Source organism: Plantibacter sp. Leaf1 (genome assembly GCF_001421315.1).
Lineage (GTDB): Bacteria > Actinomycetota > Actinomycetes > Actinomycetales > Microbacteriaceae > Plantibacter.
Genome location: NZ_LMJX01000001.1, coordinates 156,301 through 171,637, shown reverse-complemented (window position 1 = coordinate 171,637; position 15,337 = coordinate 156,301). Strand labels below are relative to the sequence as shown.

The window sequence follows — 15,337 nt, the reverse complement described above, 5'->3', positions numbered from 1 at the left end:
CGGCTCGAGCGCGGTGCTCCGGAGGGGCGCGCTCACCGCGCTGACCCGCGCCGGCGCCGATCCGGGTGTGCTCGCGCCACCGCACCGCGCTGGCGCCGGTTTCGGTGTGGTCGCGTCGCCGCACCGCGCTGGAGTCCCTGGCTGGACCGTGGGCTCGGGCGACGACCCCCGCTCATACTCCGGGGTCGATGCCGTCCACGTAGGTCCAGGCACCGGTGTCTTTCGAGAACCGGCTCCGCTCGTGCTGGCTCCCGGCGGAGCCGCGGACGCCCGGGATCTTGTGGTGCGCGACGAACTCGACCATGCCCTCGGTGTCGAGCAGACCGCCGCGTGCCGTGGCGAGGATGTCGAGTCGGTACCAGCGGAGCGTGTCGTCGAGGTCGAGCGCAGCCGGTCTCGTGCTCGGGTGCCACGTGCGGAGGAGGTAGCCGGCGTCGCCGACCGCGAACGCCGAGAAGCGTGACCGCATGAGCGCCTCCGCCGTGGCGGCCGCAGCCTCGCCGCGGTGCAGCCGTCCGCAGCAGGCGCCGTAGGTCTCGCCGGAGAGGCACGGGCATCGGGCGTCGTCGGCGAGGTGTGCGGTCGGGTCGTCGGCGGTCATCGTCCCAGTATCGCCCGCGCCGGCGTCCGCGTCGGGACCACGGGGTCCGTGCGGCTCCATCCGCTGGGCGCAAGCCTCCGCGCGATCCATTCCCGACACGGCATGATGGGACGATGACGGCACCTGACGACCACGACGACCCCGCAGCCGGACCGGCTCCGGAGCTCCACGAGAGCGTCCCGCCGACGCTCGACGAGCAGGGTGCACTCGCGATGGACCCCGATCCGTCGTCGATCCGACCCGACCCGAAGCTCGCCGCGAAGGTGTCCCGCCGGTGGCCGCTCATCAGCGGTGCCATCGCCGTGGTGCTCGTCCTCCTGCTCGGCGTCCTCCTCTTCCAGCGCGGGCCGAACGCCCCGTTCGGGTTCGACGAGGAGTGGATGCAGGAGGTGCTCGAGGAGCGTTCCCCGTGGCTCGTCCAAGCAGCGCTCGTCATGAACTGGTTGGGCGGCGGCGTCGTCGCGATCTTCGTCGTGCCGCTGCTCGGGATCGCCGTGCTTCTGCTGCTGCGTCGCCCCTGGGCCGCGTTGTACTTCGGACTCGTCTCCGCGCTGAGCGCCGGTGCCGTGCAGGTCATCAAGAACATCGTCGGGCGGTCGAGGCCCGAGGACATCCTCGTGCACGCCGACTTCGGGTCGTTCCCCTCCGGCCACAGTGCCAACGCCGCGACCATCGCGGTCGCGTTCGGGATCATCTTCCCGCGCGTCTGGGTCTGGCTGATCGGGGTCGCCTACACGCTGCTCATGATGCTGTCGCGGACCTACCTCGGCGCCCACTGGGTGAGCGACACCGTCGGCGGGCTCCTCCTCGGTGCCGGCGTCGCGCTCATCGTCGCAGTCCCGCTGCTCCAACGGATGTCGGCGGAACCGAAGAAACGCGTCCCGCTGGCCGACGCCTGACGGACCCCGACTCGGCCAGCTCGCGGTCGGGTCAGCGCGGTGCGCCGGCCCGAAACCGACCGCACCGGCGCGAGCGCGTGGCTCCGGCGTGAGCGCACCCCTCCGGAGGGTCGCGCTCACGCCACAGGCCCGCGCTCGGTCCAGCGCACCGCGCTGGCGACGGCCACCATCCCCAGGCGGGTCACGCCGGGGGTGACGCCGGACGGGTAGTCTGCTGACAGCTGAGCCGGGCCGGGAGGAGACGCGTGTCGATCACGATGCATGACGTCGCCGCGCGCGCCGGTGTCTCCATCAAGACCGTCTCGAACGTCGTCAACGACTACCCCTACGTCAGCGACGCGACCCGCTCCAAGGTGGAGCAGGCGATCGCCGAACTCGGCTACCGGCCGAACCTCTCCGCCCGCAGCCTGCGTTCCGGTCGCTCGGGCGTCATCAGCCTCATCATCCCCGACCTCCGCAACGCCTACTTCGCCGAACTCGCGGATGCGGTCATGCGCCAGGCGCGGGCGCGCGGGCTCTCGGTCCTCATCGAGCAGGTCGCCGGTGGTCGCGACGTCGAACTCGAGATCCTCCGCGGCCCCCGCATGCAGCTCGTCGACGGCATCCTCTACAGCCCGCTCAGCCTCGACCGCGAGGACAGCGCCCTCCTCCCCGACGGGCCGATGGTGGTGCTCGGCGAGCAGGTCTTCGACGGCGAGCGCGACCACGTGACCATGGCGAACGTCGACGGCGCCCGCGCGGCGACCGAACACCTGCTCGCCCTGGGGCGGCGCCGGATCGTCGCCCTCGGCACCGACCCCCACGACACCCTCGGGCCCGCGGAGCTGCGACTGCAGGGCTACCGGGAGGCGCTCGCCGCGGCGGGCATCGAGGCCGACCCGGACTACGTGAGCACGGTCGTCAGCTGGCACCGGAGCGACGGCGCGAACGCGATGCGTGAGGTCATCGCCTCGGGGATCCCGTTCGACGGGGTCGTGGCGTTCAACGACGCGATGGCGCTCGGCGCGATGCGGGTGCTGCAGGACGCCGGGCGGCGGATCCCCGAGGACGTCGCGATCATCGGGTTCGACGACCTCGACGAGACGCGCTACGCCCTGCCGGCCCTGTCCACGGTCGACATCGGCCGCGAGGAGATCGCCGAGCGCGCGGTCGAGCTGCTCATCGAGCGGATCGGTGAGACGGGCGAGCCGCAGGCACCGCGCGCGGTCGTCAGTGGCTTCCGTGTGGTGCCGCGGGAGTCGACGGCGCCGAGGGGCGGGGCGACGACGTCCGCGACGGACGCGGCCGGCGGCCGGAGCGCGATCCCTTCAACGTTGTAGAGTGCGTACCGAGCGGCCGATGCGGCCGCCGCCGAGGAGGATCATGGCGACCACCCTGCACGACGTGGCGAAGCTCGCCGGTGTGTCCGCCAAGACCGTCTCGAACGTCGTCAACGACTACCCGCACATCAAGGCGGCGACGAAGGAGCGGGTGCTCGCCGCGATCGCGGAACTCGGCTACCGGCCGAACCTCTCCGCCCGTGGTCTCCGCTCCGGTCGCTCCGGCGTGATCAGCCTCATCGTCCCCGACCTCCGCAACGCGTACTTCGCCGAGCTCGCCGACGCCGTCATGCGCGCGGCCGCCCGTCGCGGCCTGTCCCTGCTCATCGAGCAGAGCGGTGGAGACCTGGCGCGCGAGGCGGACCTGCTGCGCGGGGCCCGGCTGCGGGCCGTCGACGGTGTCCTCTACAGCGCGTTGCAGCTGAGCGACGACGACCTGGCGGTCATCGAGGACGTCTCCATCCCGATGGTGCTGCTGGGGGAGCGGATCTTCAACGCGCCGAACGACCACGTCACCATGCGCAACACCGAGGGGGCCCGGGCCGCGACGGAGCACCTCCTGTCGATCGGGTGTCGGCGGGTCGTCGCGTTCGGCGCCCACCGCGGCGACCTGGTCAGCTCGGCCAGTCTCCGCTTCGCCGGCTATCGCGCCGCACTCGAGGCCGCCGGTCTGCCCGTCGCCCCCGAGCTCGTGCGCGACGTCGCGGTCTGGCACCGCTTCGACGGTGCGGTCGCGATGCGGGAGATGCTCGACGAGGGCCTGCGGTTCGACGGGATCGTGGCGTTCAACGACGCTCTCGCCCTCGGAGCGATCCGGGTCCTCGCCGAGCGCGGGATCCGCATGCCGGAGGAGGTCGCCGTCATCGGCTTCGACGACATCGACGAGGGCCGGTACTCCCTGCCGTCGCTGTCCACGGTCGCGCCCGGCCGCGAGCAGATCGCGTCCACCGCCGTCGACCTCCTGGTGGAGCGCATCGAATCGACCGACGACGACGCTCGGCCCGCTCGCCGGGTGTACGCCGACTTCCAGCTCGTCCAACGCGAGTCGACCACCCGCTGACGACCTCCCGCTCCGGCGTGCATCGTCGCGCTTGACAGCCCGGGGACCCGCGGGCAGACTGCAATTACAACGTTTACCTTCAACGTTGGAAAACGACGACGACGTCCATCGAAAGGACCGCCCATGGTCACCGCACGCCTCGCGATCGACCCGAACGCCACGGTCGCCCCCGTCAACCGCCGGATCTTCGGCTCGTTCGTCGAGCACCTCGGTCGGTGCGTCTACGACGGCATCTACGAGCCCGGCCACCCCACGGCTGACGCCGACGGCTTCCGCGGCGACGTCGTGGAGCTCGTCAAGGAACTCGGCACGAGCACCATCCGCTACCCGGGCGGAAACTTCGTCTCCGGCTACCGCTGGGAGGACGGCGTCGGCCCCCGCGAGGACCGGCCTGTGCGTCGTGACCTGGCCTGGCACTCGCTCGAGACCAACCAGGTGGGCGTCGACGAGTTCGCCAGCTGGTGCAAGCTCACCGGCAGCGAGATGATGATGGCCGTCAACCTCGGTACCCGCGGGGTCCTCGAGGCGCTCGACCTCCTCGAGTACACGAACCACCCGAGCGGCACGGCCCTGTCGGATCAACGCATCGCCAACGGCGCCCCGGAGCCCTACGGCATCCGCATGTGGTGCCTCGGCAACGAGATGGACGGCCCGTGGCAGGTCGGCGCGATGTCCGCCGACGACTACGGCAAGCTCGCCGCCCGCACGGCGTCGGCGATGAAGATGGTGGACCCGAAGCTCGAGCTCGTCGTCTGCGGCTCGTCCAGCTCCTCCATGCCGACCTTCGGTGACTGGGAGCGCACCGTCCTCGAGCACAGCTTCGACTCGGTGGACTACGTCTCCTGCCACGCCTACTACCAGGAGCGCGACGGCGACCTCGGCTCGTTCCTCGCCTCCTCGCTCAACATGGAGTACTTCATCCGCACCGTCGTCGCGGCCGCCGACCACGTGCAGCACAAGCGCCACTCCGACAAGCAGATCCAGCTCTCCTTCGACGAGTGGAACGTCTGGTACCTCGACGAGTGGAACGGCATCGAGGGCACGATCGAGGAGTGGGCCTACGCGCCCCGGCTCATCGAGGACGTGTACTCCGTCGCCGACGCGGTCGTGTTCGGCAACCTGCTCATCACGCTGCTGAAGCACAGCGACCGGGTGGGTTCGGCGAGCCTCGCGCAGCTCGTGAACGTCATCGCCCCGATCATGACGGAGCCGGGCGGGGAGGCGTGGCGGCAGACCACCTTCTTCCCGTTCTCGGTCACGAGCCGCCTCGCCGCCGGTGTGGTGATCGCACCGCGCATCGAGGTCGCCAGCTACGCCACGAAGGTGCACGGCGACGCACCGCTCGTCGACTCGGTCGCGACCTACGACGCTGAGGCGGGGACCGCTGCCGTCTTCCTCGTGAACCGCAGCCAGGACGAGGCGATCACGGTGACGGTCGACGTCTCGGCCCTCGGCATCGGTTCGGTCGTCGAGGCGAACGGCATCCATGACGACGACGTGTACGCGAAGAACACGATCGACGACCGCGAGCGCGTCGGCCTCGTCGCCAACGAGAGCGCCGTCCTCGCCGACGGCACCCTGACGATCACGCTGCCGCCGGTGTCGTGGACGGCGGTCGCGCTCGGCGCCTGACGTGTTCGGGGGTTGTGGTGCACAATTCAGGACGGCTGCGGCGTGGCGCCTGCCGGGGGCCGGCTCATGCACCGACGCGCCGGGCCGGTCCTGAGTTGTGGACCTGGTCGAGGGCACCCGAGGGCGACGAGTGGGGAACCCCCTCGTCGCCCTCGTCGCGCAGCCCTACAATCAGCACATGACGGCTCGGGGATCCTACGCGAAGGGCGTCGCGCGGCGTGAGGAGATCCTGCGCGTGGCCCTCGCGGTCTTCGCGCGCGAGGGGTATCGGGGCACGTCGTTGCGCGAGGTCGCCCGCGAGGTCGGGGTCAGCCTGCCCGGGCTCATGCACTACTTCGCATCGAAGGAGCACCTGTTCGCCGCGATCCTGCGGGTCCGCGACGCCGTCGACTCCGAGGAGTTCGCGGCGACCGGGTCGCAGGACGCGATCGAGGGGCTCGTCGCCGTCATGCGGCACAACAGCGACGTCCCGGGACTCGTGGAGCTCTACCTCACGATGGCCGCCGCGGCGGGTGATCCGGCCCACCCGGCCAGGGAGTTCTTCGTCGAGCACGTCGCGGGGGTGCGGCGGAGTCTCGTCGAGGTCGTGCGTGAGCGACAGGCGGAGGGCGTCGTGCGAGAGGAGCTCGATGCCGAGCACGTGGCGCGGATCATGATCGCCATCGCGGACGGACTGCAGGTGCAGTGGAGTCTCGATCCGTCGATCGACATGGGTGGCGACCTCGAGCGCGCCTGGCACCTCCTCGTCCGGGACGACGCCGGCGCGGTGCGCTGACGCGAGCGCGGTGCTCCGGTGCGAGCGCGGTGCTCCGGCGCGTGAGTGTTCGGGTGGTGCCGGCGCGGTGCGCTGACGCGAGCGCGCCCCACCTGCGCGAGCGCGGGTCTCCGGAGGGGCGCGCTCACCTCCATGACCCGCGCTCGCGTCAGCGCACCGCGCTGGCACTCCACCACAGGCGTCGGGTGGATCCGTGAAAACCTATTGACCACTCGGGTTTCGTGGATATACTCAAAGCCGTGCAGTGATCGGTTTACCGCGATCGCGTCAGCACCGCACCATCCGTGGACCAGAGCCGGTCCGCAGCTCAGCGTTGAGAGGAATCCGGATGTCCAACACCCCCCGCGGCCCCAAACCCACCGGCCAGCGAGCCTCGAGCGGCCCCTACATCAGCCTGGTCACCGGCCCGAGCGGCCCCACGGAGCGGGCGTCGAAGCGGGTCGTCAGCACGATGGCCCTCGCCCAGTTCGGCCTGTTCGTCGCCTTGCTCGCGCCGGTCACGGTCAGCCTCGCGCTGAAGACGCAGCAGCTCGTCCCGGGCGATCAGGCCGCCGTCGTCAACGGCAACGTCCTCTCGATCGCCGCCCTGTTCGCCCTCGTCGCGAACCCGGTCATCGGTCGCCTCTCCGACCTGACGCTCTCGCGCTTCGGCCGTCGTCGTCCGTGGATGTTCCTCGGTGCGATCGGCTTCGTCGTCTCGCTCACCATCGTCGCGCTCGCGCCCAGCGTGCCGGTGCTCATCGTCGGCTGGTGCCTCGCGCAGCTCACCGGCAACGCCATCCTCGGCCCGCTGCTCACCACGATCGCCGACCAGGTGCCGCCTGAGCAGCGCGGCAGCGTCTCGGCGAACGTCGGCGTCATGCAGAACCTCGGCATCCTCGCCGCAGCGTTCGTCGCCAGCTGGTTCGTCACGAACATGGTGCTCCTCTTCGTGGCGCCCGCCGTCTTCGCGCTCATCACCGTCTGGCTGTACTGCTTCGTCCTGCCCGACCGCCCGATCACCAAGCGTCCGGATGTCGGCGGGTGGAAGGGACTGCTCTTCACCTTCTGGGTGAACCCGCTCAAGCACCCCGACTTCGGTTGGGTCTGGCTCTCGCGGTTCCTGCTCACGCTCGCGTCCTTCCTCTTCGTCGCGTTCCGGCTGTTCTTCCTGCAGGAGGAGGTCGGGCTGACCGAGCAGGAGGCGGTCAACACCCTGACCCTGGGCGTCCTCATCTACACGATCGCGCTCGTCGTGCTCGCGAAGGTCGGCGGCTGGCTCTCCGACCGCATGCTCAACCGCAAGGTCTTCGTGATCGGCTCGACGGTCGTCTTCGCGCTGGGGCTCGTGCTGCTGGCCCACACGACGACGGTCCCGATGTTCTACGTGGTCGAGGCGATCATGGGCGCGGCGTACGGCGTGTACGTGGCGGTCGACACGGCGCTCGTCGTGGACGTGCTCCCGAACCCGGACGACGCGGCCAAGGACCTCGGGGTGCTGAACATCGCGAACGCCCTGCCGCAGTCGCTCGCCGGAGCCGTCGGTGCGGTCCTGCTCGGGCTGGGCGGGCTCGGCAACAACTACACGGCGCTGTTCTGGGGCGCCGGCGTCATCTGCGTCCTCGGCGCGCTGACGATCCTCCCGGTCCGGCACCGCATGATCCGCAACGCCGACGGCACAGTGACCGGGTCCATCGCGACCCGCGGCTGAGCGACCGCCACCAGCCTGCCCCGCGACACCACTCCCGCGACACCACACCTGCGACACCACCACCATCACCACAGACGCCAACGTCGGCGTCGGAACGGACGGCAACACCATGACCGCACCAGCGCTCTCCGTGCAGCTCTACAGCATCAAGGAGCACCTCGACCACGGACTCGACGCCGCGCTCGCCCGGCTGGCCGGGATGGGCCTCCGCGACGTCGAAGCCTTCGACTTCGTCTCCCGGGCCCCAGAGCTCCGCGAGGCGTTCGACCGCCACGGGCTCGCCGCCCGCACCGGCCACGCCACCCTCCTCTCCGACGAGATCCGGTTCGGCGACCAGGTGATGCCGGTCTCCTCGCAGGAGGACGTCTTCGCCGCCGCCACCGCGCTCGGCCTCGAGATCGTCATCGACTCCTTCGTGAGCCCCGACCGCTGGCTCGACGAAGCCGCGGTCGCGGACACCGCCGCACGCCTGAACGACGCCGCCGAGCGCGCAGCCGACCACGGGCTCCGCGTCGGGTACCACAACCACTCGCAGGAGTTCGTCGCGTCCTTCGGCGGCCGGAGCGCGTTCGAGGTCTTCGCCGAGCAGTTGCGTGACGACGTCGCGCTCGAGGTCGACCTGTTCTGGGCGGCGACCGCCGGGCAGGACGTCCCGGCGCTGCTCGCCCGGCTCGGCGACCGGGTGCAGGCGCTCCACGTGAAGGACGGTCTGCTCCCCGCGGACCCCTTCGCGCCGGGGGCCGCACCGTTCGCGCCGACGAGCCTCGACCAGCGCCCGTTCGGGCAGGGCGAGGTGCCGCTGCGCGAATCCCTCGCTGCGGCACCATCGGCCCGCTTCGCCATCATCGAGTTCGACCACTACGGCGCCGGCGACATCTTCGACGGCATCCAGGCGAGCGTGGACGCGCTCGTCGCCGAGCAGCTCGTCTCGACCGAAGCGGTGGCCCGCTGATGGCCGCGGCAGCGGACGGCACGATGCCCGCGGCGGCACCCGGCACGCGGACCCGCGCAGCGCAGGGCAGCGGCCCCGTCGGCGTCGGGTTCATCGGCACCGGCATGATCAGCGACACCTACCTCGAGCACCTCACCGCGTTCCCCGACGTGACCGTCGTCATCCTCGGCGACCTCGACGTCGACCGCGCGAAGGCGCAGGCCGAGAAGTGGGGTGTCGGCGCCTGGGGGACCGCCGCCGACGTCATCGCCCATCCGGACGTCGAGCTCGTCGTCAACCTCACGATCCCGGCCGTCCACGCGCAGGTCGCCTCCCAGGTGATCGCCGCGGGCAAGCACGTCTGGACCGAGAAGCCGATCAGTGTGGACCGGGCGAGCGGCCTGGCACTCCTCGGGCAGGCGGACGCCGCCGGCCTCCTCGTCGGCATCGCCCCCGACACCGTGCTCGGGCCCGGCGTGCAGTCCGCGCGTCGCGCGATCGCCCGGGGTGACATCGGGCAGCCGCTCACGGCGCAGACCGTCATGCAGTACGCGGGCCCGGACATCTTCCACCCGAACCCCGAGTTCCTGTTCGCGAAGGGCGGCGGACCCCTGTTCGACATGGGCCCGTACTACCTCACGACGCTCGTGCAGGTGTTCGGTTCGGTCGCGTCGGTCTCCGCCGCGGGATCCCGCGGGCGGGCGACGCGCACGATCCAGCAGGGCGGTCGGGTCGGTACGGAGTTCGCCGTCGAGGTGCCGACGCACGTCAGTGCGATCGCCCGCTTCGTCGACGGCGGGGTGAGCCAGAGCGTGTTCAGCTTCGAGTCGCCGCTCGCCAAGATGGGCGTCGTCGAGATCACCGGCACGGAGGGGACCCTCGTGATCCCCGACCCCAACATGTTCACCGGCGAGGTGCGCATCACCCGTCCGGCACCGATGGAGCGCATGCAGCAGGAACCGGAGTGGGAGGTCGTACCGACCGAGGGGGTGCTCGCCGGCCGTGGGACGGGCGTGCTCGACCTCGCGCGCGCGATCCGCTCGGGCGGTCAGCCGCTCGCTTCGGGAGCGCTCGGGTACCACGTGCTCGACACGCTCGTGTCGATCGACGAGTCCGTGGTGTCCGGTCAGACCGTCGACGTGGAGAGCCGGGTCGCACCGGTGCCGCTCGTGGCCGAGGACTGGGACCCGTTCGCCGCGACCCTCTGAGCCGAGCCGAGCCGAGCTGAGCTGAGCTGAGCTGAGCCGGGCCGGCCGGGCCGGCAGCAGAGCCCGACCGGCTCGGCAAGCCCCCGGTGGTGTCCGTCGTCCCGCGTACCCTGAGGCGATGGACACCACCGGTCGGAGCGTCGCCGAGCACGACGATGCAGCTGCTCCCGCTCGCCGTCGGTGGATCCTCACCGGGCAACTGGGCCCGGCGTTCGACGACGGCGGGCCGATGCTGCTCGTCGAGTCGCGGTCGACCTTCACCAAGCGACCGATGCACCGGGCGAAGGCCCACCTCTTCCTTTCGGCGATCCGGCATCGGGCCGCCGAGCTCGGCGACCGGGCCGAGTTCCACCAGGTCGACCGGTACGAGGACGTCATCGACGTCGGTGCGGACCTCGAGGTGATCGATCCGCCCTCGTGGACGGCTCGGCGCTTCGTCCGTGAGCGCGGTCTCCGGGTGCTGCCGAGTCGCGGCTTCGTGACCGCGGAGCAGGACTTCGCAGCGTGGGCGTCGACGCGGGACGGCAAGCGGCTCCTCCTCGAGGACTTCTACCGCACCGTCCGTGAGCGCACCGGCATCCTCATGCGCGGCGATCAGCCCGAGGGTGGACGCTGGAACTACGACCACGACAACCGGAACCCGCCGCCGAAGGGCGCCGCCCGGCTCGGCCTGCCCGAGCCGTTCTGGCCGGCGGAGGACGACATCGACGCGGAGGTCCGGGAGGACCTCGACCGGTGGCAGCGCGACGGGCTGGTCCAGCTGGTCGGCGACGACGGACCCCGACGCTTCGCGGCCACCGCGGCCGAGGCGGAGGCGGCGCTCGCGGACTTCATCGAGACGAGGCTCGGCGACTTCGGGCCGTTCGAGGACGCCATGCTCGGCGGCGACTGGACGATGGCGCACTCCCTGCTGAGCGCGCCGCTCAACCTCGGCCTGCTCGACCCGCGTGATGCCGTCGAGACCGTGGTCGCGGAGTACCACGCCGGTCGCGCACCCCTGGCGAGCGTCGAGGGCTTCACCCGACAGATCATCGGCTGGCGCGACTACGTCTGGCACCTCTACTGGCACCTCGGCGAGCCGTACCGCACGAGCCACAACGCCCTCGGAGCGCACGAGCCGCTCCCACGTCAGTTCCGCGAACTCGACGCCGCCGCCATCCAGTCGAACTGCCTCCGCGAGACGATCGACGGCATGCGCCGCCACGGGTGGGCGCACCACATCCAGCGGCTCATGGTGCTCGGCAACTGGGCCCTGCAGCACGGGTACGACCCGGTCGCGCTCAACGACTGGTTCATCGACATGTTCGTCGACGGCACCCCCTGGGTCATGCCGGCGAACGTGATCGGGATGTCGCAGCACGCGGACGGCGGGATCGTCGCGACGAAGCCATACGCGTCAGGTGGTGCGTACATCGACAAGATGTCCGACTACTGCGGGGGTTGCGTCTTCAACCCGAAGGTGCGGTTGGGCGACGACGCCTGTCCATTCACCGCCGGGTACTGGGCCTTCCTCGACCGCGTCGAACCGCGCATCCGACACAACACACGCATGGCGCAGCCACTCGCCGGACTCCGTCGACTGTCCGACCTGGCCGCCGTCGTCGACCAGGAGCGCACGCGCGAACAGTGGTGAGCGGTGCGGCCGTTCCGCCCTCACGCGACCCCTCGACCGGTGGGGAGCGCGTCGCTAGGCTCGGCACATGACGCCCAGTGATGCAGCATCCGACCCGCAGATCGCCGCACTCCAGGCTGCCGCCGAGCAGGCCCAGGCCGAACTCGAAGCCGCCCAGGCGCAGGCGGCGCTCGCCGCGGCGAAGGTGAAGGCCGCCGAAGCGGCGGCGGCGCTCGCTGGAGCCGGGATCACGGCGTCGGGCGGGGCACCGGGCACTGCTCCGGCCAGCGCTCCGGGCGAGGCGCCCACCACCGTCGTCCCGTCGGAGGCGGTCGCGGCGACTGCTGAACCGCTCGCTACCGATGCGCTCCCCGCCGATGCGCTCACCTCCGACACGATCGGCCCCGGCCCCCTCGGTCTCGACGACGTGGTGCGGATCCGCGACGGCTACGTCGTGCACGGCCCGGCGCTCGAGATGGGTGCGCTGGTCAACGGAGATCCGCTTCCGGGCGTGCAGGTCCGCATCCCCCTCAGCGTCATGAACCGGCACGGCCTCGTCGCCGGCGCCACCGGCACCGGTAAGACCCGCACCCTCCAGGGGCTCGTCGAGCAGCTCTCCGCCGCGGGCGTCCCGGTGTTCGCCGCCGACATCAAAGGCGACCTCTCCGGCATCGCGACGCCGGGGGAGTCGAGCCCCAAACTGCTCGACCGCACGCGCGGCATCGGCCAGGACTGGACCCCGGCCGCCACGCCCACGGAGTACTTCGCGCTCGGCGGGGTGGGCAAGGGCGTCCCCATCCGGGCGACCATCGCCGCCTTCGGCCCGCTGCTGCTGAGCAAGGTCCTCGGGTTGAACGCCACCCAGGAGTCGAGCCTCGGTCTCGTCTTCCACTACGCCGATCAGGCCGGCCTCCCGCTCCTCGACCTCAGCGACCTGCGCGCCGTCCTCACCTACCTCGCGAGCGACGACGGCAAGAGCGAGCTGAAGGACCTCGGCGGCCTGTCCGGCGCGACCGTCGGGGTGATCCTGCGCGAACTCATCACCTTCGCCGACCAGGGCGCCGACGTCTTCTTCGGGGAACCCGAGATCGACACCGCGGACTTCATCCGCCTCGACCCGAGCGGCCGGGGCATCGTCAGCCTCCTGGAGGTCCCCGGGGTCCAGGACCAGCCGGCGCTCTACTCCACGTTCCTCATGTGGTTGCTCGCCGACCTTTTCAACACCCTGCCCGAGGTGGGCGACCCCGAGAAGCCGAAGCTCGTGTTCTTCTTCGACGAGGCGCACCTGCTCTTCCGTGACGCGTCGAAGGACTTCCTCGCGCAGATCACCCAGACGGTGCGGCTCATCCGCTCGAAGGGCGTCGGGATCTTCTTCGTCACGCAGACCCCGAAGGACGTGCCGGGGGAGGTGCTCGCGCAGCTCGGTTCGCGGGTGCAGCACGCCCTCCGCGCCTTCACCCCGGACGACGCGAAGGCCCTGAAGGCGACGGTGTCGACGTACCCGACGTCCGGGTACGACCTCGGCGAAGTGCTGACCTCGCTCGGCACCGGCGAGGCGGTCGTGACGGTGATGAACGAGAAGGGTGCACCGTCGCCGGTCGCGTGGACGAGACTGCGCGCGCCGGAGGGGCTCATGTCGCCGACACCCGACGCCGCGATCGACTCGACCATCGCTGCGTCACCGCTCCTCGCGCGGTACGGGACGCCCGTCGACCGGGAGTCGGCGCGGGAGATCCTGACCGCGAAGCTCGAGGAGGCGAACCAGGCCGCCCTCGCCGCGGAAGCAGAGCTCGAACGTCAGCGCATCGCCGCCGAACTCGCGAAACAGCAGGCCGCGGCGGACAAGGCGCAGGCCGCCGCCCAGCGGAAGGCGGACGCCGAATACGAGCGGCTGCTCCGCAAGACCGCCGGGACGACGAGGCGGACGTCCACGAGGTCGACGTCGAGCTCCTCGAAGAGTCCGCTCGAGGAGATCCTCGGCTCGAAGGCGACGCGCTCGATCCTCACCGGCGTCGTCGAGGGGATCTTCGGGACACGCCGCCGCCGCTGAACCCGGGCCTCAGCGGGCGGCACCGAGGGCGCGCTCCGCGAGGAGACCCACCGCGATGGTGTCCCGCGCATCCTCGTCGCCCCCGTCCTGGAGCGACCAGACGGCGGACAGCGCGGACCGGGCGACCGACCACGCGAGGATCGTGCTCCGGTCGACCCCGAGCGAGCGACGCAGCAGCTCCACCCGCTGCTCGAGATGTCGGGGGTCCTGCGCCGTCGCCCGGTCCGGATTCGCGAGCATCGCCGCCGCGTCGAACACCCGATGGCCGACGATCCCCTTCGGATCGATCGCCCGCCAGTCACCGGGAGCGAACTCGAGCACGTTCTCGTGGTGCAGGTCGCCGTGGAGGACCACCGTGTCGGCGGGCGTCGTGTCGTCGAGGAGGCGACGCGCGAGGATCCGCCCGCGACCGAGGAACGCGGCGCTCGCCGCATCGTCGGTCAGCGCGCCGAGTGCCGCAGCATCGGTGAGCAGCAGCGCGCGGAACCACTCGTCGAGCGAGGGGAGTTCGGCGAGGACGTCGCCCGTGTCGTGAGCCGTGGTCGCAGCGGGTGCCGGAACCGCGACGGCCCCGTGCAGGACGCCGAGCACCGAGCCGAGCACCCCGATCGCGCCGAGGTCGTCGTCCGCCCGGGTCAGCGAGGTGAGGTCGCGCCCGCCCACCGCGCGTTCCAGGACGACCGAGTGCTCGTCGGCGGCGAACACCGCCGCGCACCCCTCGCCACGCCAGGCGGCGAGGAGCCGCCCACCGAGCGCCTCCTCGTGGACGAGGGGGACCTTGAGCATCGCCGGTCGACCGCGGTGCGTCACCGGGAGCAGATGGCTCGACGCCGTGACGATCGGGTCGCCGTCGCGGACGAGTCCCCACTGCTCGACGGCGGCGTCGACCGTCCCCGCTCGCCACTCCATGGGAGCCAGCCTAGACAGCCGGGCCGGGGTCTAGGCTGGCGCGGTGACCGAGATCCGCGCCTACCGCCCCACCGACCGTTCCGCCGTCGCGACGATCTGCACCCGGACCGGCGACTCCGGGGCGGACGCGACCGGGCACTTCAGCACGGACGAGCTGCTGCCGGACGTCTACGCGCTGCCCTACGTCGACCACGAGCCGGAGCTGGCGCTCCTCGTGGACGCCGGTGCCGGCCCGATCGGCTACATCCTCGGGACGGCGGACACCGTCGCCTTCGACCGGTGGTTCGTCGAACGCTGGTGGCCGACGGTCGTCGGGAAGTATGAGACCGCCGCATCGTCCGGCGCGGCCTCCGAGCAGGAGCGTGGGATCGTCCGCTCGGCCACGGAACGGATCGGCCTGGCGCCGGAGCTCCTCGCGCAGTACCCGGCGCATCTGCACATCGACCTCCTCCCCGAGACGCAGGGGATGGGGCTCGGGAGGCGGCTCATCGACGCGTTCTGCGGTCTGCTCGCGGAACGCGGTGTGCCGGGGGTCCACCTCGGGGTCGGCGTCTCGAACACCGGCGCACAGCGGTTCTACGAGCGGACGGGCTTCACCCGCGTCGACGGCGATTCTGGCGCGCACTGGTACGCGAAGGCGCTCTGACGCGA

The 15,337-nt window shown here is 71.3% G+C and carries 13 protein-coding genes; 11 read left to right on the top strand and 2 right to left on the bottom strand.

The genetic code is table 11. The features are described from left to right. Positions 1-172: 172 nt before the first annotated feature. Positions 173-601: a YchJ family protein gene (locus ASE44_RS00675; protein ID WP_056777041.1), complete on the bottom strand. Its 429-nt coding sequence runs from the start codon at positions 599-601 to the stop codon at positions 173-175. A 113-nt stretch (positions 602-714) separates the two neighbouring features. Between ASE44_RS00675 and ASE44_RS00670 the strand changes: the two genes are divergently transcribed. From ASE44_RS00670 to ASE44_RS00625, 10 genes are all read left to right on the top strand, one after another. After that, the gene (locus ASE44_RS00670) at positions 715-1,500 is read left to right on the top strand and encodes a phosphatase PAP2 family protein (RefSeq protein ID WP_235522511.1); all 786 of its coding nucleotides are present in this window, start codon (positions 715-717) and stop codon (positions 1,498-1,500) included. A gap of 245 nt (positions 1,501-1,745) precedes the next feature. Further along, a complete protein-coding gene (locus tag ASE44_RS00665; RefSeq protein ID WP_082455570.1) occupies positions 1,746-2,819 on the top strand; it encodes a LacI family DNA-binding transcriptional regulator in 1,074 nt (357 codons plus the stop codon). A 43-nt stretch (positions 2,820-2,862) separates the two neighbouring features. Further along, positions 2,863-3,879, top strand: a complete 1,017-nt coding sequence (locus ASE44_RS00660; RefSeq protein ID WP_056776490.1) for a LacI family DNA-binding transcriptional regulator — start codon at positions 2,863-2,865, stop codon at positions 3,877-3,879. A 123-nt stretch (positions 3,880-4,002) separates the two neighbouring features. Beyond that, on the top strand, positions 4,003-5,511 hold the full coding sequence (locus tag ASE44_RS00655; RefSeq protein WP_056776487.1) for an alpha-N-arabinofuranosidase: 1,509 nt from the start codon (positions 4,003-4,005) through the stop codon (positions 5,509-5,511). A 178-nt stretch (positions 5,512-5,689) separates the two neighbouring features. After that, complete coding sequence (locus ASE44_RS00650) at positions 5,690-6,286, top strand: TetR/AcrR family transcriptional regulator (protein ID WP_056777036.1); 597 nt, start codon at positions 5,690-5,692, stop codon at positions 6,284-6,286. A 328-nt stretch (positions 6,287-6,614) separates the two neighbouring features. After that, positions 6,615-7,976: an MFS transporter gene (locus ASE44_RS00645; RefSeq protein ID WP_056776485.1), complete on the top strand. Its 1,362-nt coding sequence runs from the start codon at positions 6,615-6,617 to the stop codon at positions 7,974-7,976. A 109-nt stretch (positions 7,977-8,085) separates the two neighbouring features. Beyond that, positions 8,086-8,928: a sugar phosphate isomerase/epimerase gene (locus ASE44_RS00640; RefSeq protein WP_056014290.1), complete on the top strand. Its 843-nt coding sequence runs from the start codon at positions 8,086-8,088 to the stop codon at positions 8,926-8,928. A gap of 23 nt (positions 8,929-8,951) precedes the next feature. After that, positions 8,952-10,115, top strand: coding sequence for a Gfo/Idh/MocA family protein (locus ASE44_RS00635; protein WP_056777034.1), 1,164 nt, complete (start codon positions 8,952-8,954; stop codon positions 10,113-10,115). Positions 10,116-10,233: 118 nt separating this feature from the next. Beyond that, a complete protein-coding gene (locus tag ASE44_RS00630) occupies positions 10,234-11,748 on the top strand; it encodes a cryptochrome/photolyase family protein (RefSeq protein ID WP_056776483.1) in 1,515 nt (504 codons plus the stop codon). Between the two features lie 67 nt (positions 11,749-11,815). Further along, entirely contained in the window at positions 11,816-13,777 is a 1,962-nt protein-coding gene (locus ASE44_RS00625; RefSeq protein WP_056776479.1) for a helicase HerA-like domain-containing protein, read from the top strand. A gap of 9 nt (positions 13,778-13,786) precedes the next feature. Here the strand turns inward: ASE44_RS00625 and ASE44_RS00620 are convergent, their stop codons facing one another. Continuing rightward, complete coding sequence (locus tag ASE44_RS00620; RefSeq protein ID WP_056776476.1) at positions 13,787-14,686, bottom strand: aminoglycoside phosphotransferase family protein; 900 nt, start codon at positions 14,684-14,686, stop codon at positions 13,787-13,789. A gap of 43 nt (positions 14,687-14,729) precedes the next feature. Here ASE44_RS00620 and ASE44_RS00615 point away from each other — a divergent pair, with 43 nt between their 5' ends. Further along, positions 14,730-15,332 (top strand): N-acetyltransferase, encoded by a 603-nt coding sequence (locus ASE44_RS00615; protein ID WP_056776474.1) that lies wholly within the window; start codon positions 14,730-14,732, stop codon positions 15,330-15,332. Positions 15,333-15,337: the final 5 nt, after the last annotated feature.